Annotated in this window: 15 protein-coding genes; 9 read left to right on the forward strand and 6 right to left on the reverse strand. The window is 66.2% G+C overall.

The window, feature by feature from the left end:
• Positions 1-140: 140 nt before the first annotated feature.
• Complete coding sequence (locus tag C493_RS14435; protein WP_049889381.1) at positions 141-983, forward strand: DUF4397 domain-containing protein; 843 nt, start codon at positions 141-143, stop codon at positions 981-983.
• A gap of 314 nt (positions 984-1297) precedes the next feature.
• Complete coding sequence (locus C493_RS14440) at positions 1298-2440, forward strand: hypothetical protein (RefSeq protein ID WP_007260198.1); 1143 nt, start codon at positions 1298-1300, stop codon at positions 2438-2440.
• 73 nt (positions 2441-2513) lie between these two features.
• Here C493_RS14440 and C493_RS14445 read toward each other — a convergent pair whose 3' ends face one another.
• Together C493_RS14445 and C493_RS14450 are read right to left on the reverse strand one after the other, a co-directional pair.
• The gene (locus C493_RS14445; RefSeq protein WP_007260199.1) at positions 2514-3917 is read right to left on the reverse strand and encodes a geranylgeranyl reductase family protein; all 1404 of its coding nucleotides are present in this window, start codon (positions 3915-3917) and stop codon (positions 2514-2516) included.
• Positions 3918-4044: 127 nt separating this feature from the next.
• Complete coding sequence (locus tag C493_RS14450) at positions 4045-5295, reverse strand: hypothetical protein (protein WP_007260200.1); 1251 nt, start codon at positions 5293-5295, stop codon at positions 4045-4047.
• On the opposite strand from C493_RS14450, the gene C493_RS23105 reads away from it, so the two are divergent.
• The 3 genes from C493_RS23105 to C493_RS14460 all read left to right on the forward strand — a co-directional run bounded on the left by C493_RS23105 (position 5294) and on the right by C493_RS14460 (position 8567).
• Positions 5294-5470, forward strand: coding sequence for a hypothetical protein (locus tag C493_RS23105; protein ID WP_161606905.1), 177 nt, complete (start codon positions 5294-5296; stop codon positions 5468-5470). The two genes, C493_RS14450 and C493_RS23105, sit on opposite strands and share 2 nt — an antisense overlap.
• Positions 5471-5531: 61 nt before the next feature.
• A complete protein-coding gene (locus C493_RS14455; protein ID WP_007260201.1) occupies positions 5532-7178 on the forward strand; it encodes an FAD-binding oxidoreductase in 1647 nt (548 codons plus the stop codon).
• A 69-nt stretch (positions 7179-7247) separates the two neighbouring features.
• The gene (locus C493_RS14460; RefSeq protein ID WP_007260202.1) at positions 7248-8567 is read left to right on the forward strand and encodes an aminotransferase family protein; all 1320 of its coding nucleotides are present in this window, start codon (positions 7248-7250) and stop codon (positions 8565-8567) included.
• A 12-nt stretch (positions 8568-8579) separates the two neighbouring features.
• Here C493_RS14460 and C493_RS14465 read toward each other — a convergent pair whose 3' ends face one another.
• Positions 8580-8771 (reverse strand): hypothetical protein, encoded by a 192-nt coding sequence (locus C493_RS14465; protein WP_049889386.1) that lies wholly within the window; start codon positions 8769-8771, stop codon positions 8580-8582.
• Positions 8772-8926: 155 nt separating this feature from the next.
• On the opposite strand from C493_RS14465, the gene C493_RS14470 reads away from it, so the two are divergent.
• Entirely contained in the window at positions 8927-9343 is a 417-nt protein-coding gene (locus C493_RS14470) for a thiol-disulfide oxidoreductase DCC family protein (protein WP_007260204.1), read from the forward strand.
• Between the two features lie 114 nt (positions 9344-9457).
• Here C493_RS14470 and C493_RS14475 read toward each other — a convergent pair whose 3' ends face one another.
• The 3 genes from C493_RS14475 to C493_RS14485 form a co-directional block, all read right to left on the reverse strand.
• Positions 9458-10948 carry a lipase maturation factor family protein gene (locus C493_RS14475; protein ID WP_007260205.1) on the reverse strand — a complete coding sequence of 497 codons (1491 nt, stop codon included), beginning with the start codon at positions 10946-10948 and terminating at the stop codon, positions 9458-9460.
• Positions 10949-11072: 124 nt separating this feature from the next.
• Positions 11073-11858, reverse strand: coding sequence for an HpcH/HpaI aldolase family protein (locus C493_RS14480; RefSeq protein WP_007260206.1), 786 nt, complete (start codon positions 11856-11858; stop codon positions 11073-11075).
• 152 nt (positions 11859-12010) lie between these two features.
• Positions 12011-13231 carry an MFS transporter gene (locus C493_RS14485; RefSeq protein WP_007260207.1) on the reverse strand — a complete coding sequence of 407 codons (1221 nt, stop codon included), beginning with the start codon at positions 13229-13231 and terminating at the stop codon, positions 12011-12013.
• Between the two features lie 358 nt (positions 13232-13589).
• Between C493_RS14485 and C493_RS14490 the strand changes: the two genes are divergently transcribed.
• From C493_RS14490 to C493_RS14500, 3 genes are all read left to right on the forward strand, one after another.
• Positions 13590-14177, forward strand: a complete 588-nt coding sequence (locus tag C493_RS14490) for a uracil-DNA glycosylase (protein WP_049889387.1) — start codon at positions 13590-13592, stop codon at positions 14175-14177.
• 299 nt (positions 14178-14476) lie between these two features.
• A complete protein-coding gene (hisH, locus tag C493_RS14495; RefSeq protein ID WP_007260209.1) occupies positions 14477-15145 on the forward strand; it encodes an imidazole glycerol phosphate synthase subunit HisH in 669 nt (222 codons plus the stop codon).
• A 1664-nt stretch (positions 15146-16809) separates the two neighbouring features.
• On the forward strand, positions 16810-18009 hold the full coding sequence (locus tag C493_RS14500) for a Cdc6/Cdc18 family protein (RefSeq protein ID WP_007260210.1): 1200 nt from the start codon (positions 16810-16812) through the stop codon (positions 18007-18009).
• The last annotated feature ends 251 nt before the right edge of the window (positions 18010-18260 follow it).

The raw sequence follows: 18260 nt of genomic DNA on the forward strand, positions 1-18260 counted from the left end.
GGCGTGGGCGTCACCGGATTCTTCCATACCGCGTGGTGCGCTCGGAAAGCCCTACGCGTTGGAAGCGAGCCTCAGAACCGCATCGGCCTGCACCTGCAACTGTTAGCACTATTACCGATATCGACGTTCGTGACAACCGCATGACCCGAAATGACGTAAGCCGACGACGAATGCTACAGATCGGCGGCGGCCTCGTGGTGGTCAGCGGCGTTGGGAGTACCACGGTCGCCGCGAGCGACCACGAAACGAACGACCGGCCGACCGATACCGGCGTCCGGACTCGGAGTGCACACTTCTCACCCGACGCGCCCGACGTCGACATCTACGTCGACGGTGAGCTGGTCCGCGAGGGCGTCTCGTACCGGACGGTCTCCGACTACCGCGACCTCGGGCCTGGCACGTACACGATTCAGGTCGTTCCCGCCGGCGAAGACCCGGCCGAAGCAGTACTCGAGGAGACCGTCGAGGTCGACGAGGGGGACTACACCCTCGCGGCGATCGGCGAAGTGGCCGCCGAAAATCAGCCCCTCGAGGCGCTGATACTCGAGGACGACAACAGCCCGGTGGATCCGGGTACCGCTCGCGTTCGCGTCCTCCACGCCTCACCCGACGCGCCTGCGGTGGACGTCGTCGCCGGTGAAAACGGGGACGCGCTGTTCGAGAACGTCGCGTTCGGCGAATCCGGCTACACCGAAGTTCCGGAAGGCGAGTATACGCTCGCCATCTATCCCGCGGGTGACCGAGAGGCCAGCGTCTTCGAAATCGACGTTTCCCTCGCCGGAGGAACCGTCTACTCCGCGTTCGCGGTTGGCTACCTCGAGCCGGAGGGAGCGCCCGCCGCTGAGCCGTTCGAGATCCTCCTCACGGAGGATTCCCTCCCGGACGAAGCGGACGGCGAACCGAACGAAGCGAAGCCGAACGACGACGAACCCGAGAAAGCGCCTGAAAAGGAGGCGGAGTACGAGGACAAGAACGCGGCGTGAGACTGCCGGCGTCCCGGCGTGGAACGTCTTCGCTGCCGCGGGATATCGTAGCGACTGAAACGATGGACACGCTGATCGGGACACCGTCTGGCGATCAGCCGTCCAGTGGCGTTCAGTCGCTACGATAGTGACCGAACGACCTCGTTCTGCTTTCGAGATGCGTTGAATAACGCAACCGTTCGACTGTCGGCCGTTTCGTTTGGTGTTCGGTACCACGGAGAAACCCGTGCTGAACGGGTTCTCGGCGGTCTGGAACGACCAGCAAACACTTCACCGCGAGTGACGTACTGTCTAACCGGTAACTCGAGGACACCATGGGACGAAATCGCCGTCGGAGGTCGGGATCGGGCTCGCGCACGACGAGGCGCTGGTTTCTCGCCGGCGGGGCCCTGGTCGTCGGCGGCGTCGGACTCCGCAGCGGCTCGCAGGCCGTCTCTCAGGTGAGCGCCGGTCGGTTCGCCTCGTTCGGGACGGGTGACGACGCGGCACTGCTCGGCGTCGAGCCCGTGGCGTCCGTTCGACCGGGCGTCGACGCCCAGCGCTTGCTCGCGGTGACGAACAACGCCGGAGCGCACCTCTCCGTCTCGCTATCGCTAGCGAACCCCGAGCAGGGTGAGCTCTCCGACACCGAACTCTCGCTGGCCGCCGGCGCGACCGCGACGGTCGACGTTTCGGTCGCGGCCGACAGCCCGACCGGTCAAGACGCGCTGGAAGTCCAACTCGAGGCCTGGAACGACGAGGTAACAATCTCGCTGTCACGGACAGTCGCGATCGATGCAGGCCCGACGTTCAGTCAGCAGATCGTCGATCAGACCCAGAACAACAACGCCGCGTTTACGATCTCGTATCAGGTGAGCGATCTTCCCGGCTTCGAGCGCGTCGAAATCGACGTCGAGAACGTCGACGCCGGCCACATCGATGCCGTGACGTACGAGGAGAAGGCGTCGGAGGGGACGATCTCGTACCCGCCGGGTGGCGGTGCCGACGGCGGCGCCGAAGGCGACACCTACGAGTTCCGATTCCGCGTCTACGATCGGTCGGGCGAAGTCGAGACCCTGTCTACGGAGCAGTCCGTGACCGCAGACGGCGACGACCCGCCGGGCGACGATCTCGGAAGCGACGACGATCCGAAACTGGTCGAGTTCAGCGTCACCAACGACATCCGGAACACGAACAACCGGTTCACCGTCGACTACGAGGTCGATCAACTCGAGGCGTTCGAGACCGTCGTCGTCGACTTCGACAACGTCGACAACGACTGGGCCGACGAGACGTTCTCGAGCGACGACGCGCCGGCGGGATCGGTGGTCTACCCGAGCAACGGCAACTATCAGGGCGGCATCAACGGCGACGCGTACGAAATTACCGTCGAGGTCTACAACGAGAACGGCATCCCCGTCGACAGCGGGACCGTCCAGATCGTCGCGGGCTCCGACGAAACCGTCGAGTGGCCCTGAGACGTACTCGAGTTCCCTCGTAACACGGTCGAATGACCTGAGCGCCCTCGAGAGTGCTACGGTGGCCCGTCGCTCAGTACTTCGGATCGGCGCCGGTCGTCTCGTAGACTTCCTCCATCAGTTCGTCGCGTCGGTCCTGCCAGCTCTCGAGGCCCGCGGGGCTGGTCGGATAGTTCTCGTAGTGGCTCAGGATCTCGTCGGCGCGCTGTTTCGTCTTGTACAGCGTCCAGAGCGTATCCCAGTGGCCGCGGCTCTTGAGCAGCGTCTCGAGTTTGAGCTTCCAGCCGACGCTCGTGCTCCCGGAGTACAGCGCTTCCGAGAGCTTGTCGCCGGGCATCGCCGCGATCAGCCCGATGAGATCGTCGAGGTCGGAGCCGATCGTCAGGATGTTGTAGACGTCCAGGGCGGCGTACCTGGCCCCGTAGTGGTCCATCACGCGCTCGTTGTACCGCCAGAGCCGATCCTCGCTGACGTCGTCGTGTTCGATCGCCTCGACGATCTGCTCGCCGGCGTACTTGCCGGCGTAGGCCGCGCCCGCGATACCGCCGCCGGTGGTCGGGTTGACGTGGCCCGCGGCGTCGCCGACGGCGACGAAACCAGGGTGGACCGCCGAGTCGTGGGGCCGTTTGGTCGGGAGCGCGGCGCCGAGTTTGTCCGCGACTTCCGCGCCGTCGAACTCCGCACGGTTTCGCAGGTCGCGTTTGAGGTCCTCGACGAGTTGCATCGGCTCCTCGGTCATCTGAAAGCCCAGTCCGACGTTGATCTCCGTCTCGGTCCGCGGGAAGTACCAGAGGTAGCCCGCCGAGCGCTGGGTCGGCTTGATCACCAGGGCGTCGCTCCACTCGACCGGCTCCTCGACGTGGACGACCTCGCGGTAGGCCGAGGCGAACTGCGAGTAGTCGACGTTGCTGTCGAACGTCGATCCGGAGACGTCGACCATATCCTGCAGCACCGACAGCGAGCCCGCGCCGTCGACGACGACCTCGGCGTCGTACGACCGCGCCTCCCCCTTTCGAATCGCCTCGACACCGGTTACCCGGCCGTCGTCGTCCTGGTTCACTTCGGTCACGACGGTATCGTACTGAATCTCCGCGCCCGCCTCGAGCGCGCCCTCGATGACCAGTCGGCCGTACTCGTGGCGGTCGATGACGGCGAGTTCGCCCGGAATCGGAATCTCGAGGACGGTATCCTCCTGTGGAATCTCGAACCGGCCGTGGTCGACGTCGGTGTTCGTAAACGCCGGCTCGAGGTTCGATTTCGGGATGACGTCGGGGAAGTTGCCGGCGCCTTTCAGCGCGTCGCCGCAGGCGATGTGGCCCGCTTCGTCCTCGTCCTTTCGCTCGAGGACGACGACGTCGTAACCCGCGGTCGCGATCGTCGCAGCGGCGTAACACCCGGCGGTCCCCGCGCCCACGACGACGACGTCTCGCGTCTCGGTCGCCGTCGCGGCGTCGGTGGACTGCTCCGTAGTACCCATACGCTGCCTCGTTCGTGACTCAAGAAAACGGTTTTGTAACCGGACGGTTTCCCGAGGCGGGACGCGGGTGGCCGCCCCTCGAGTTCGACTCGGCTCCCCCGACGACCGCTCGAGCCGACGAGCCGATTCAGACCGACTCCCGCAGCGACCAGACGTCCTCGAGGGGCTCGAGTCGGCTCGGCTCCGCGCCGCGCTCGGTCAGGATACCGGCGTGAAACAGCATCGCCTTCAGCTGGAAGACCGTCGGCGAGTGGTAGACGGTCCCGTCAGCGAGCGTCTCGCGGCGCAGTTCGCCGTCGTCGGTCAGCACGCGGCTTCGGACGGCGTCGTCGCCGCGGACGAACAGCTCCACGGCGAACGTCGGGTGGGTCTCGTGGAGGTGGACGACCAGATCGACCAGCGACGGCTCGGGCTGCCAGTCGTCGCACATCGCCTGGAGTTCGGTCACGAGCAGCTCCGTCGCCGGATACTCGAAGACGACGCGACGGGCCAGTTGGCCCCACTGCGGCGCGCGGTCGACGAACCGTTTCGACGATCGGTACCAGTCTTCGAACTCCTCGAGTGCGGCCTCGACGGAGCCGCGTCGCGCCAGCGCAAAGCGGACGACTTCCTCGCCGAGCGACGTGAGTTCGACGCCGCGCGGGCCGTCCTCGATCAGTCCCAGAAACGCCGCACCCTGCCTGGCGCTGTCGACGGCGCCGACCACCTTGTACTCCGACAGTAACGTCGCCGTGTCGCCGTCCGCGTAGTGGGCCAGCGGGTAGCCGAGGTAGTTCTTCGGGTGGTTGAGTCCGAACGAGGCGTCCGTGACTCCCTGCGCGCCGGCCTGAAACCGCAGCGCCGTCGCCTCGCTCGAGGTGCGGTTGCCGACGACGCGTGGCACCTCGAGGGCCTCGACCGCCCCTCCAGAATCGACGCCGAGGACGCCGACGTTCAGCTCCCGCGCGAGCGTGCGGTCGGTTTCGGAGACCGCATCCGCGGGAGCCGCGAGATACGCCGCGTTCGCCTCGCCGAGTCGGTCGTACGCCTGGACGATCCCGCGGTGAGTGTCGACGCCGCCGCTCGCGTACCCCTTCGCTTCGACGGCGATCAGCGGCGGCTCCTCGCCCAGTCGGTCGACGGCGAGCAGGTCCGACTCGAGGGCGCGGACGCCGACGAGATCGGGGTAGCCGCCGCCGATCCGGACGTGGTTGAACGGGGCCAGGCGCTCGCGGACGTCGGCCGCGATTCGCCGCCCGGGGAGCCACTCCTCCCGTGCGAACTGCGTGTCCGCGACGGCGTACGACGGCGTCTCGTCGCCGCCGCGTTCCGGGAACAGCTCTCGTTTGGCGTGGGCGAGCACCTGCGGTTCCGAGAGCGACCGCGCCGCGCTACTCATGGCCACGTCATTCGCGACGGCGACCAATAACGTTCCGGCGGACGGCTCTAATCCCGCCGCGGACTTCGCGACCTCGCGGCTTCGACCCCGCCGCCAGCTCTTCCCGCTGGGTGGCCTCGAGCGCCACAGCACTTATTTCCAGCAATGTAGTCACTTCGAGCGAATCGGTCAATGATGCGCACTCACATACCACACGAGCCACGGGGACGATCGGTCCCGGCGAGCGAGGGGTACCGATGAGCACGAGTTCGACGCCGCGTCGCCGCTGGGGCTGGGGCCACGCCGACGACTCGATCGACGACGCCGACCTTCGGGAGCGCAAGGCGTTCCTCGAGGACGCCCTCGGCTTTCCGGAGCGGCCCGTCCTCGAGCCGACGCCGCTCGAGGAGGCGACGATTCCCGAACCGGCGATCGAACCGCCCGCGCGGCTCGCGTCGTTCTGTTCGAGTGATCGGGCAACCAGAGCGAGGCGAACGTACGGAATGGCGCCGCCGGAGAACGTTCGAGCGTTCCACGGCGACTTCGAGCCGGCGCCGGACGTCGTCGCTCAGCCGCGAACCGAGTCGGACGTCGCGGACGTCCTCGAGTGGGCCACCGAGAACCGTGTCGCGGTCACGCCGGTCACCGGCGGGACGGGCGTCGCGGGCGGAACGAGCCCGCCGACGGGCGATCGCCGGGACGCCTACGCGGGAACGGTCGCACTCGATCTCCGAAACCTGAACGAGGTGCTCGAGGTCGACGAGGAGTCCCGAACGGCGCTGATCGAGGGCGGAACGATGGGGCCGTCGATCAACGATCAGCTCGAGGAGTACGGCCTCCACCTTCGCCACTACCCGCAATCCTACGAGCTCTCGGGGCTGGGCGGCTGGATCGCAACGCGCTCGGGCGGCCACTACGCGACCAGGTACACCCACATCGACGAGTTCGTCGAGAGCGTCCGGATGCTGTGTCCGGCGGGCACCTTCGAGACGCAGCGCGTTCCGGCCCACGGCGCCGGTCCCGATGCGAACCGCCTCGTCTGCGGTTCCGAGGGCACGTTCGGCGTCGTCACGCGGGCCTGGATGCGCGTCGAACCCCGGCCGACGTACCGCTCGGAAGCCGCGGTGTACTTCGATAGCGTCCTCGAGGCCGCCGAGGCGATCCGGCGGATCGTCCAGGCGAAGCTCGCTCCGGCGAACTGTCGGCTCCACGATCGGGTGGAGACGAGCATGTACGGGCTCGACGACATCGACCGGGAGATGGTCGTGCTGGGCTTCGAGTCGACGGACCGGCCGACGGACCCGGCGATCGACCGCGCCCTCGAGATCTGTGCGGACGCCGGCGGCGACTGTCCCGACGGTCCGGACCACCACGGATCGGGCTACGATCAACACCGCTCTCCCGACAGCGACGTGGTTCGCTGGGGGCAGGCCTTCCAGCTGGGCGGTGCCGGCAACGCTGCGATCCCGCTCTGTGTCGTCCGCGGGACCGTCGAAACCGCGGTGACGTGGGACCGGTTTCCCGCGTTCCACGAGGCGATGCTCGAGACGGTGAGGGACGCCCTCGAGGACGAGTGCGGCATGGGTCACGTCTCGACGCGGTTCTCGCACGTCTATCCGGACGGTCCGGCGGTCTACTACACGTTTCAGGCGCCCGGCGACCGGGACCCCGACCGGCGGATCGAACAGTGGCAGCGGATCAAACGCGCCGCGCTCGACACCGTCATGGACCACGCGCTGACGCCGACCCACCACCACGCAGTCGGGCGAAACCACAAAGCGTGGTACGCCCGGCAGATTCCCGAGAACTACGGCGAGTCGCTGCGGGCGATAAAGGGGGTTCTGGACCCGGCCGGCGTGATGAATCCGGGCGTCTTGCTCGACTCGGCGACGGACGGCGACTGATCCGACCGAAACCGACAGTCCGTGGTGGATACCCGAGACGCTAAGGCACAGAATACGTGTACCAGTACCATGGACAATGGTAACTCGGACAACGGGCGCGTCATCCAGCACTGGTACGACGCCGACCACGACCCGCTCACGATCGTCGAGGGCGAGGACGCGACGGTCTACGACGACGACGGGACCGCGTACCTCGATTTCCTCTCGCAGCTGTACTGCTGTAACGCCGGCCACAGCAACGAGCGGATCACGTCGGCCATCGCGGAACAGGCCGAACGCATCCCCTACGTCTCGGCGTCGAAACACAACGACGCCCGCACGCGCCTCGCGGACGACCTCGCGGAGATCGCGCCGGGTTCGCTCTCGGACGTCTTCTTCGCCATCTCCGGGAGCGAGGCCAACGAGACCGCGATCCAGATCGCGCGGACGATCCAGGACGCGCCGACGGTCCTCACCCGCTGGCAGTCCTACCACGGCGGCACCTACGGCGCGGGCGGTCTCACTGGCGATCCCGGGACGCGAAAGACACTCGAGCGCTACGCCGCGACCTCGGGAGTCGAAAAGTTCCTGCCGCCGCTGCCGTCGGCGTTCGACGCGGAGACGCCCGACGAGCTCGCGCACCAGGCCGCAGACCACGTCGAGTTCGTTATCCGGAACGAGGGTCCGGAGTCCGTCGCCGCCATCCTCACCGAGCCGATCGGCGGCACCAGCGGCGCGTACCCGGCGCCGCCGGGCTACTTCGAGCGACTCCGCGAGATCTGCGACGAGTACGACGTCCTGTTGATCTCCGACGAGGTGATCTCCGGTTTCGGCCGCTGCGGCGAGTGGTTCGGGATCCAGACGGAAGACGTCGAGCCCGACCTGTTGACGTTCGCGAAGGGCGTGACGGGCGCGTACGCCCCGCTGGCCGGGGTCGTCGTCGACGACTGGATCGGCGAGGAGATCCGCTCGGGGAGCTACGACCTCGGTCAGACGTTCGCCGGCCACCCGATCTCCTGTGCCGCCGGCGAGGCCGCCCTCGAGGTCTACCGCGACGGACTCCTCGAGCGGGGTCGGGAGCGCTCACCCCACCTCGAGTCGCGGCTGCGAGACCTCGAGGATCGGTTCGAGCCCGTCGAGACGATCCGCGGGCGCGGGTTGCTGTGGAGCGTCGTCTTCGCGGACCCCGAGACGGGCGAGCCGTTCGTCCACCCGTGGGTCGATCCGGACGCGGACAACCCCGTCGCCGCGGTCCGCAGCGAGGCCCAGAAGCGGGGCGTGCTCGTCGGCGGCGGCCGGCCCGACGTGCAGCTCATCGTTGCGCCGCCGCTGTGTGTCACTCGCGAGGAGATCGACGAGGCAGTCGACGCGCTGGCCGCGTCGATCGACGCCGTGTTCGGCGACGAGTAGGTCGAAGGTTCGTCACTCGCGGCCGACGAGCGCCTCGGTTTCGAGTTCGCTGCCGATTCCGGCGAGAACGGCGCCGAGGCCCAGGAGGGCCAGACCGGCGCCGAGCACCCAGACCGTCGACCCTCGGGCGGCGAACTCGAGGAGCCAGAGCGCGCCGACGAGGACGATTCCGCCCGTGACGATCGCTCCCACGAACCGCTCCATAGGCGTTCGTTCGATCGCCCGGCCCAAGAATCCGTTCGTCCGCGGTCTCACTTCCATTTCGACCGCCGTCCCGTCGTCCACCGGCGCCGATACGGTACTATCACCGCGAGCGAATCCGGGTCAGGGGTTTGTGTCTCGAGCCCGTACCACCCGGTATGCCCGAGCCGACCCTCGTCTACGACGACGACTGCGGCTTCTGTACGTGGTGGGCCGATTACTTCGACGAAAACACCGACATCCGGATCGTCGGCTTCAGCGACTTGCCGGAGTATCCCGACCTCGAGATGCGTCTGCCCCGATACTACGAGGAGTGTTCGCACTTCGTCACGGAGGACCGCATCTACTCCTGTGGCGCCTCGATCGAGGAGGCGCTGCGGCGGTACGACAGGGACGGCCCAGTCGGCAGCGCCGTCACCTTCCTCCGGAACTTCGAGGACTACGAACGGATCCGCGAGTGGGGGTATCGCCACGTCGCGGACAACCGCGACAGGTGGGGACAGGTGATGTCGAAGACGCCGCCGGCGCGCCGAGAGTCGGAAGCCGACGACGCCGAATCGGATACCGACGACTGACGCTCACTCCGATCCCGTATCCGACGCCGGCCGCTACAGCCCCACCCTCGACGCCGGCCGCTACAGCCCCACCCTCGACGCCCGCCGCTACAGCCCCAACCTCGACGCCCGCCGCTACAGCCCCGGACTCCGCCGGCGCAGTTCCTCGAGCGACGACGCCTCGAGGTAGATTCCGACGCGCTCGCGTTCCCACCACCGCCCAGTCTCGGCTCGCTCCTCGGGCGTCGCGTACCGGTAGCGATACCGAACCGCGCGAATCCGGGTCGGCGACGCCTCCCGCCCGGCGAAGGGATCCTCGGCCAGCAGCGACCGCGTCTTCTCGTCTTCCTCGAGAAGCTTCGCCAGCAGCCGATAGAACCAGGGGTGGCGCCGCGGCGAGGGAGCCATCGCGGCGAACCACAGCTGCCAGTCCAATCGCAGGTGGTACGGCGCCACCTGGGGCGGTCGGCGCTCGAGCGCGGTCGGCTTCCCCGGGAATCGGTAGGGTCGCCACGTCGCGTCCTCGCCGCTCGTCTCGTCGCTGGTCGCCTCGATCACCACCTCGTAGCGGTCTCGCGTCACCGATCCGAACGCGCCGTAGGTGTTCACGAGGTGGAGCGGGTCGTACCCCGTGTTCATGGTCTGGCTCTCCGAGAGCATGTTCTCGACCGGACGGATGCTCATCGCGAGGACGACCACCGCGACCAGCACCGCGGCGCCCTCGAGAAGCGTCGGCGTCGCCACGGTCTCGGGTCGCGCGAGCGGCATTGCGGCCTCGAGCGCCGAAATCGGAAGGACGGCCTCGAGGACGCCGTCGCTGAACGTCGCGATCGCGAGCACGATCGTCAAGGCGTTGAGCCACGCGAAGTTCCCGGTGAGCATGAGCCAGCCCATAAAGCCGATCGTGAGCGCGCCGGCGACCGACGACGCCGGTTGCGGGGCGAAGTACAGAAACGGAATCAGCAGTTCGACGACGTGATTGCCGAACGTCTCGAACCGATGGAACCGCTTCGAACGGTGGTGAGCGTACCAGCTCAGCGGGTTCGGGATCGGCTGGGTCTCGTAGTGGTAGTCCATACACGACAGATCACGCCAGCAGTCGTCCCCGCGGAGTTTGATCAGCCCCGCGCCGAACATGTTGCGAAAGAGCACCCACTGGAGCAAGACGAGGATCACGACCGGCGGCTCGACCGCGCCCGCGCCAAGGAAGATGGCGAGAAAGCCCGTCTCGAGCAGCATCGACTCCCAGCCGTAGCCGTAGAAGGTCTGGCCGGCGTTGACGAACGAGAGGTAGAGCAGCCAGATCGAGGCCCACAGCGCCATCGAGACGGGCGTCGGATACGGCTCCGGCAGCCAGTAGGGGAGGCCGAGCAGCGCCAGCGCGGAGAGCGCCACGCCGGTCCACGCGGCGATGCCGATGACGCGGTCGCTCGGATAGAAATAGAACAGGCTGGGGCGCTCGGCGAAGTCACCGCCCTCGGCGTACCACTCGATGGGCAACAGCCCGTCTTCGCCCGCCAGCGGCCGGAACTGGTTCGCGGCGACGAGAAAGGCCAGTAAGAAGAGTAGCGCCAGTCCTCGCTGGAAAAGAAAGCGAACCAGCCAGAACTCCTCGCCGTGGAACACATCCCAGTGTAACGCCGTGAAGCCCTATAGACGTGATGCGTTGGGGGTCGAGGCGCTTCCGAGTCCGTCTCGAGCGCGATACTGCTTTGGCTCGCTTTTGGCTCGCTTTTGGCTCGCTTTCCGCTCAGCCCTCGTACTCGGCGAACCACAACTGTACCACGCCCTGCAGCGCCCCGGTCGTACTCCCCAGGTTCAGGATCTGGTAGCCCGACTCGGCCTTCTCGTTGACGTCGTCCATTCCGAATCCGAGCCCGCCCAGGGGGACGTCGGCCTCGAGCGCCGCCTCCCGAATCTCCTCGACGCGCTCTTCGACCTCGTCGTGGGTCGGCTCTCCCGGATAACCCAGCGAGACCGCCAGATCCAGCGGGCCGGCGAAGACGAAGCCGAGATCGGGGACCGAGAGGATCTCCTCGAGATTCTCGACGGCGGTCGGGTTCTCGATCGTCACGCCGACGACGATCTCCTCGTCCTCGGTGCCGGCGTAGTCGTCGGTCGTCCCCCACCGACTCGCTCGCGGGCTCGCGAAGCCGCGTTTTCCGGGCTCGCCGTCGTACTCGAACCGCGACGCCTCCACGGCCCGTCGGACCTGGTCGGCGGTCTCGATCCGCGAGACGAACAGCGATCGGACGCCGGCGTCGAGCGTCTTCCGGACCATCCCCGGATCCGGCTCCGGCAAGCGGACGAGTAGTTCCGTCCCCGTCACGGCCGCCGCTCGAGCCAGGTCCTCGAGTCGGTCGCCGTCGAACGGGCTCGGCCCCGCGTGCTCGAGGTCGATCCAGACGAAGTCGAGTCCCAGTTCGCCGTAGAACTCAACCAGCGTGGGGTTGTACGTGTTCTCGAGGATTCCCAGTGCGACGCCGTCGTCCTCGAGAGTGTGTCGAAGATGGTTCGTTCGCGGCGGCTGTGACATGGGCGACGGACTACGAAGCGGTCAATAAATCTTCGCGGGGCAATCGCAGCTTCGTGGGGTAATCGAAGAATCGCGGGGCGGCATCGACTCTCTTGATCGGCCAGCCGTTGCAACCCCATCCGTCAGTCGGCCAGCCGTTGCAACCCCATCCGTCAGTCGGCCAGCCGTTGCAACCCCCACCCGGCGAGAACGACCACGAGCGCGCCGACCGCGAGCAGCGCCAGTCCGGGGGCGAACGAGCCCGTCGCGTCGTGACTCACGCCGATCAACATCGGTCCGAAGAAGCCCCCGATCTCGCCGACGGCGAAGATGAAGCCGACCGCCGTCCCGGTCAGCCGCGCCCCGATCCCCTCGAGATCCGGTGGAATCGCCCGGACGAGCGGCGAGACGCCGCCGACGCCGAAGCCGGTGACGACGATTCCGGCGACGACCAGCGCGCCGGTGCCGCCGGCGATGATCCCGCCGATACCGAGGAACGCGACCGCGCCACAGCCCATCAGCACGGGTCGGCGAACCTCGTACCGATCGGCCACTTCGGGAACGGTGAGCACGCCGACGACGTAGGCCCCGATCAGCAGGCTCGTCGCCTGGCCGGCCAGCCCGGCCGAGAGCCCGCGATCCTCGAGCAGCGTCGGGAGCCATCCTTGCAGGCCGTGATTGAGCAGGAGGTACATCGTCCCGATCACCACCACCAGCTGCAGTTCGCGGTGGGAAAGCACCAGCCGCAGGTCGTCGACGATCGACTCGAGCGAGAAGCCGTCGTCGCCGTCGAGCCGGTCGTCGATCCGCTCGCGGTGTGCGACGGCGAGCCAGACGAGGCCGTAGGCGACCGAGACGACGCCGCTCCAGAAGAAGAGTTCGCGCCAGCCGCCGAGCCACGGACCGATAACGGGCCGACCGACGGCGAAGACGAGCGCCGATCCCGCCGAGGAGCCGATGAGGTAGATCGCGGACGGTCGCCCCGTTTTCGTCGGCGGGAACAGGACGCCGACCAGCTTCGGGAGTCCGAACGTGATTGCGGTCGCACCGACCCCGAGCAGGAGCGTCGTCGCCAGCAGCGACGGGAATCCAGGCGCCGCACTGCGGGCGATCTGTGCCACGCCGTAGATCAGGACGCCCGCGGCGAGGCTTCGTCCCGGACCGATTCGATCGACCGCGATCCCCGAGAACAGCGCTAGCGGGATGTACGTCAGCGGCACCGCACCCGCGAGGATCCCCGCCTCCGTACTCGAGAGCCCGACGTCGTCGATGATCACCGGCAGGTACGCCGGCAAGGAGAACCAGACGAACAACAGGCAGGTGTAACTCAACGCGCCGACGACGACGAGGCCATACTCTCGACGATACCCCGCATCGCCAGTCCTGCCCCCCATCTCTTCGACTCTACTCGAGGCAACTGTCGGCACGGCCGAGTAAGTTGTCGTCCCGGTCGATACGGCCGGGTTTACTCGAGCGAACGGTTCCGCGTCGGGTTCGCATGCGGCGAACCGCTCTCTGCTCACGGGAGCATCGTCCCGTACGCACGGCTCGCGGGTGCAGCGCTTGTCCTTCGACCGCAGCCGTACCGTCTCCGCCTGAACTGTGCTCTCCGTCCGCCGGTGGACCGGAGACGAACGCCGACGGAGACCCGAAAGAGGTAGGAAGCAACCAACAGTTCCACAGCGTATGGACGAGTCGGAGCAGGAATCGGACTCGAGGACGGGATCGGAATCCGAATCGGCGTCAGAAACGATGGACGGACTCTGCGTGACGGCGTGTACGCGCTGTCCGAAACTCGTGGACTCACGGAGTCAGATCGTCAACGGGACCGGACCCGAGGACGCCGACCTGTTGTTCGTCGGCGAGGGACCCGGCGCCAACGAGGACGAGCAGGGCGAGCCGTTCGTCGGCCGCAGCGGCACCGTACTGGACGACGGGCTCCGCGACGTCGGACTCGCTCGCTCGGACGTCCGCATCACCAACTGCGTGCGCTGTCGACCGCCCGAGAACCGCGATCCGACCGGCGAGGAACTCGAGAACTGCCGAGGCTACCTCGAGACCGAAATCGAGCGTCTGGACCCCGACGTGATCGTCACGCTGGGAAAGGTGCCCAGCGAGCACCTGCTCGATCGCTCCGTCGCGGTGACGAAGGAAGCCGGGTCGCTCGAGGAAGTGCGGATCGCCGGGACGCCACGGCGGGTCTTGCTGTGTGTCCACCCCGCGGCGACGCTCTACGATCGCAGCCAGGAGGAGACGTTCGCAGACGCGCTGGCAGAGGCGGCGGAGCTAGCCGGTGCCGGCGACGGCGAGAGCGGACAGACGCGACTCGACGGATTCTGACGTTCTGGGGAACCTTCTCGCCCAGTGCTCGCGTTCTGGTGAGCACTCTCGTTCAGCGCTCGGTTCGGCGAACGCTCTCGTTCAGTGCTCGAGGTGGCCGACTCGAGGGCGGGCGCGTCCGTCGAGAGAGAGTGTGTCCGTCGACGCCGGGTGGGAACGAACGTCGACGTCGGGAGAGAGTGTACGCCGAGAGCGAGAGCCTGGTGAGGACGAGAACGTGCGGCGTCCGTCGCGATCCGCTCGAGGAGGGCGATTGCGCGAATGGTAATACACTTCTGCCCGCCGCACCGACTACCGGTATGAGCACCGTTTCGGCTTCCGATTCCAGCGAGCAGGCCCTCGCGTCCGTCGTCGTCGTCGACTACGGACTGGGGAACCTCCGCAGCGTCACCCGCGGCTTAGAGCGTGCGGGCGCAGACGTCGAGATCACCGACGATCCCGAGGCCTTCGCCGACGCGGATGGCGTCGTCCTCCCCGGCGTTGGCGCGTTCCGCGAGGGCGTCGAGAACGCGGATCCGCTTCGCGAGGACCTCCTCGAGATCGCCGACTCCGGGACACCCCTGTTCGGCATCTGTCTCGGAATGCAGATGCTGCTGACGACCAGCGAAGAGGGCGACAACGACGGCGAGTCGGCCGTGCAGGGACTCGACCTGGTGCCGGGAACCAACGTCCGGTTCGCGGACGGGCAGAAGGTCCCCCACATGGGCTGGAACGAACTCGACGTACGCCGTGACCACCCCCTCGTGGAGGGCGTCGACGGCCGATACGCCTACTTCGTTCACTCCTACTACGCGGTCCCCGACGATGCGGACGCGACGGTCGCGACGACCGACTACGAACGCGAGTTCCCCTCGATCGTCGCCAACGAGGCGGGGAACGTCTTCGGGACGCAGTTCCACCCCGAGAAGAGCGGCGAGACGGGACTGCAGATTCTGCGGAACTTCGTCGAGATCTGCAGCCAGGAGTAGCAGCCAGGACTGGTAGCCAGGAGTAGCCGACGCTGCGACTGAGCGTTCGACTGACCTGACTGGTAACTGATCTAGTATTTTGAACGCTCCACAGTCCGAGTGATCTGCGTTGCGTCGAGTCCTCGAGCGAGCGAGACGTGTTGAGGACGCCGAAGACGACTGGCGTTTCTGCGGCCACCGAAGGAGGCTGGTCTCGCGGAGACACACCCCTCGGTGCCGCTGTATAGAATCGGGAGAGCGGCGTTGTTTGGTGAGATGGGAGAACCTCCGCAGAGAGAACAACAACTGCTCAGTGGTTCTAGATTGTTGATTGTTCTAACACCGGGAGCATTAAATACTAGTTCTGTTTTATAGTCCAGTAAGTATATTGGACGAGTTTTCGTCCAATTGGTATTGGACGAGGATCGTCCGCTCGAGTCGAACACACGCCTCGGACTCGAGGCCAAACGCGCGTCTCGGGGAACACATCTCCCGGCAGTTTCCCTCCTCCAGGGAGTCTGCTCTTCCGACAGTAACCCTCTTTCTGAAGGTTTCTGAAGAGGTGCTCTCGAGGTTCGCTATGGAAGTAAAACTCATCTTGTCCTCATTCTCCACGAGCTCTTCTCCATTCTTTGCGAACTTTCCTCCATCCTCCGTACTTATCGAAGGTGCGAGCAGGGAGATTTGTGGTGAGAGCGGCGATCTCGAGCCTCGAGTAGACGAAACCGGTCGGACGAATTCGTTTGAGAGAGTGCCCAGACTTCGCATTGTACGGACGATCGGATACTGCGTCTCGTAGTGATGGGAATCTGCGCTGTTGCCCGATCAATCCTCGCTTCAACTTCTGACCCATCAACCCTCTCCTCCACTTCCGACCCATCAACCCCCGCTTCAACTCCATACCTCCCCCCATCCCCTTACAGCGGCACCGCGGGGTGTGTGTGTCCGTATACAGCGGCACCGAGGGGTGCGAAGCCGTCGGTTCGGAACCGATAGAAAGTCTTTTTATCTGATACAGCGGAACTACGGTACTCGGCTACTCGCCGCGTCGACCGCTGCCTGCTATCGGTGACCGACTGCTGACTGTCGCCGACGACCGACCACTGTCCACTCTCGTCGGTCTCCACTCGCGTCGATCACCACTCGCGTTGATCAGTTGCCCGCCGCGGCGGACAGTACTCGTCCGCCAGACGTGGCGTCTACCTTTCGGCGCACCGCTGAAACCATCCGCCGTTGGCTCCGACGATCGGTCGGTACGCCTGCGCGGCCAACGACCATACAGCGGCACTCCGGGGTCCCCCCCGGGAGGTGACGTCGGTAGCATCGATACGAAACGCCGTACTCGATGGCAGTCCCAACAGCTGGCCCCGAACGCATACAGCGGAACCGAGGGGTGAGGCCCCGCTCATACAGCGGCACTCCGGGGTCCGCCGCCGACCGCTTGAGGACTGTAACCCACTCGAGAACCGCGTCCCATTCGAGGGCCGTAGCCCGTCGGCGGTCGCCACTCGCTCGAGACACGACGACTATACAGCGGAACCGAGGGGTGTCTACCACCCTATACAGCGGCAACAAGGGGTGTGCTACACACGGTATGCGTCCTCAGAAGCCGAATTTTCATATATACAGCGGCACTCTGGTTCCGAACGTTTAAGTCGGATCCGTACGAGGTCCGCAGTACCCGAATGTCGGACTCGACGGACTACTTCGGCAGCGAAAACGAAATCTTCCGGAACAAGGAACTCCTGCAGGTTTCTCACCTCCCCGACGGCGATCGGATCATCGGTCGCGAGGACGAACTGACGAACCTCGCGAACGCGATCAAGCCCGCGACGCGTGGCAACACGCCGAACAACGTGCTCGTCTACGGGAAGACCGGGACCGGGAAGTCGCTGTGCTCGAAGTTCATCACGAACCAGGCGATCGATCGCGCGGAAGGCAACGACGTCTCGATCGGCGTCGCCTACGTCGACTGTCTGCAGGAGTCGACGGAGACCCAGGCCGTCCAGTCGACGGGCCACCAGCTCAACGACTCCCTCGAGACGGATATCTCGATCCCGCACTCGGGGCTGAGCACCGCCGAGTACTACCGTCGCCTCTGGCGGATCATCGACACCCGCTACGACGTCGCCCTGATCATCTTGGACGAGGTCGACAAGATCGAGGACGACGACATCCTGATGCAACTGTCGCGAGCCGTCGAGTCCGGGAAACTCACCTCGAGTACGGTCGGCGTCATCGGCATCTCGAACAAGGTGCGGTACAAGGATTCGCTCGACGAGCGCATCAAGTCGAGTCTCTGCGAACGCGAGTACGTCTTCTCGCCCTACGACGCGACTCAGATCCGCCAGATTCTGCGCTCCCGTTCCGACGCCTTCCACGAGGGCGTCCTCGAGGACGGCGTCGTCCCCCGCGTCGCGGCGCTCGCGGCCCGCGAGCACGGCGACGCGCGCAAGGCGATCGACATCCTCCGCTTTGCGGGCGAGATCGCGGAGGAAAACGACCTCGAGACCGTCACCGAGGACTGCGTCGACCAGGCCCACGAGCGCGAGGAGACCAGCCGGCTGGCCGAACTGATCTCGAAGAGTCCGAGCCACGCGAAACTGGTCCTCGAGGCGATGGCGCTGTTGACCCAGCAGAAGACGGGCGAGGACGCGCCGGTAACGACCAACGAGGCCTACGACCTCTACAAGCGACTCTGTGAGCGCGACCAGTCCGACCACCTGAAGCTCCGCCGGGTCCGGGACATCCTCTCGGAACTCGAGTTCCTCTCGATCATCGACCAGGAGCGCAAGTGGGCCGGGAAGGGGAAGGGCAACTACATGGAAAATCGGCTGATCGACGATCCGGAAGTCATCATCGCCGCGTGTAACGAGTCCGAGTAGTGTCCGCTGTCTTCTGTGGTCTGTCTTCGAGTGTTGCTATCTCGAAGACGGAGACGCGACGCACGCCGCTTACCTGGCAACAGGGATTTCCACGCCCTCCCCAGCCGATTGCAGTCCTCGCTCCCTCCGGTCGCTCCGGTCCGCATCCCTCGCGCGAGGTCGTCGACCGACCTCGCTTCCCTCAGGCGGCCGACAGCGCGCGCCACCGCACTATAGTAGCTACTGAAACGATTTACACACTGATCGCAACG

This window comes from Natronolimnohabitans innermongolicus JCM 12255 (genome assembly GCF_000337215.1).
Taxonomy (GTDB): domain Archaea; phylum Halobacteriota; class Halobacteria; order Halobacteriales; family Natrialbaceae; genus Natronolimnohabitans; species Natronolimnohabitans innermongolicus.

What these genes read in the sequence shown, in the direction of transcription:
- C493_RS14435 (WP_049889381.1), top strand. Translation starts at nt 141, where the DNA reads ATGACCCGAAATGACGTAAGCCGACGACGAATGCTACAGATCGGCGGC.
- C493_RS14440 (WP_007260198.1), top strand. Translation starts at nt 1,298, where the DNA reads ATGGGACGAAATCGCCGTCGGAGGTCGGGATCGGGCTCGCGCACGACG.
- C493_RS14445 (WP_007260199.1), bottom strand. Translation starts at nt 3,917, where the DNA reads ATGGGTACTACGGAGCAGTCCACCGACGCCGCGACGGCGACCGAGACG.
- C493_RS23105 (WP_161606905.1), top strand. Translation starts at nt 5,294, where the DNA reads ATGGCCACGTCATTCGCGACGGCGACCAATAACGTTCCGGCGGACGGC.
- C493_RS14450 (WP_007260200.1), bottom strand. Translation starts at nt 5,295, where the DNA reads ATGAGTAGCGCGGCGCGGTCGCTCTCGGAACCGCAGGTGCTCGCCCAC.
- C493_RS14455 (WP_007260201.1), top strand. Translation starts at nt 5,532, where the DNA reads ATGAGCACGAGTTCGACGCCGCGTCGCCGCTGGGGCTGGGGCCACGCC.
- C493_RS14460 (WP_007260202.1), top strand. Translation starts at nt 7,248, where the DNA reads ATGGACAATGGTAACTCGGACAACGGGCGCGTCATCCAGCACTGGTAC.
- C493_RS14465 (WP_049889386.1), bottom strand. Translation starts at nt 8,771, where the DNA reads ATGGAGCGGTTCGTGGGAGCGATCGTCACGGGCGGAATCGTCCTCGTC.
- C493_RS14470 (WP_007260204.1), top strand. Translation starts at nt 8,927, where the DNA reads ATGCCCGAGCCGACCCTCGTCTACGACGACGACTGCGGCTTCTGTACG.
- C493_RS14480 (WP_007260206.1), bottom strand. Translation starts at nt 11,858, where the DNA reads ATGTCACAGCCGCCGCGAACGAACCATCTTCGACACACTCTCGAGGAC.
- C493_RS14485 (WP_007260207.1), bottom strand. Translation starts at nt 13,231, where the DNA reads ATGGGGGGCAGGACTGGCGATGCGGGGTATCGTCGAGAGTATGGCCTC.
- C493_RS14490 (WP_049889387.1), top strand. Translation starts at nt 13,590, where the DNA reads ATGGACGGACTCTGCGTGACGGCGTGTACGCGCTGTCCGAAACTCGTG.
- hisH (WP_007260209.1), top strand. Translation starts at nt 14,477, where the DNA reads ATGAGCACCGTTTCGGCTTCCGATTCCAGCGAGCAGGCCCTCGCGTCC.
- C493_RS14500 (WP_007260210.1), top strand. Translation starts at nt 16,810, where the DNA reads ATGTCGGACTCGACGGACTACTTCGGCAGCGAAAACGAAATCTTCCGG.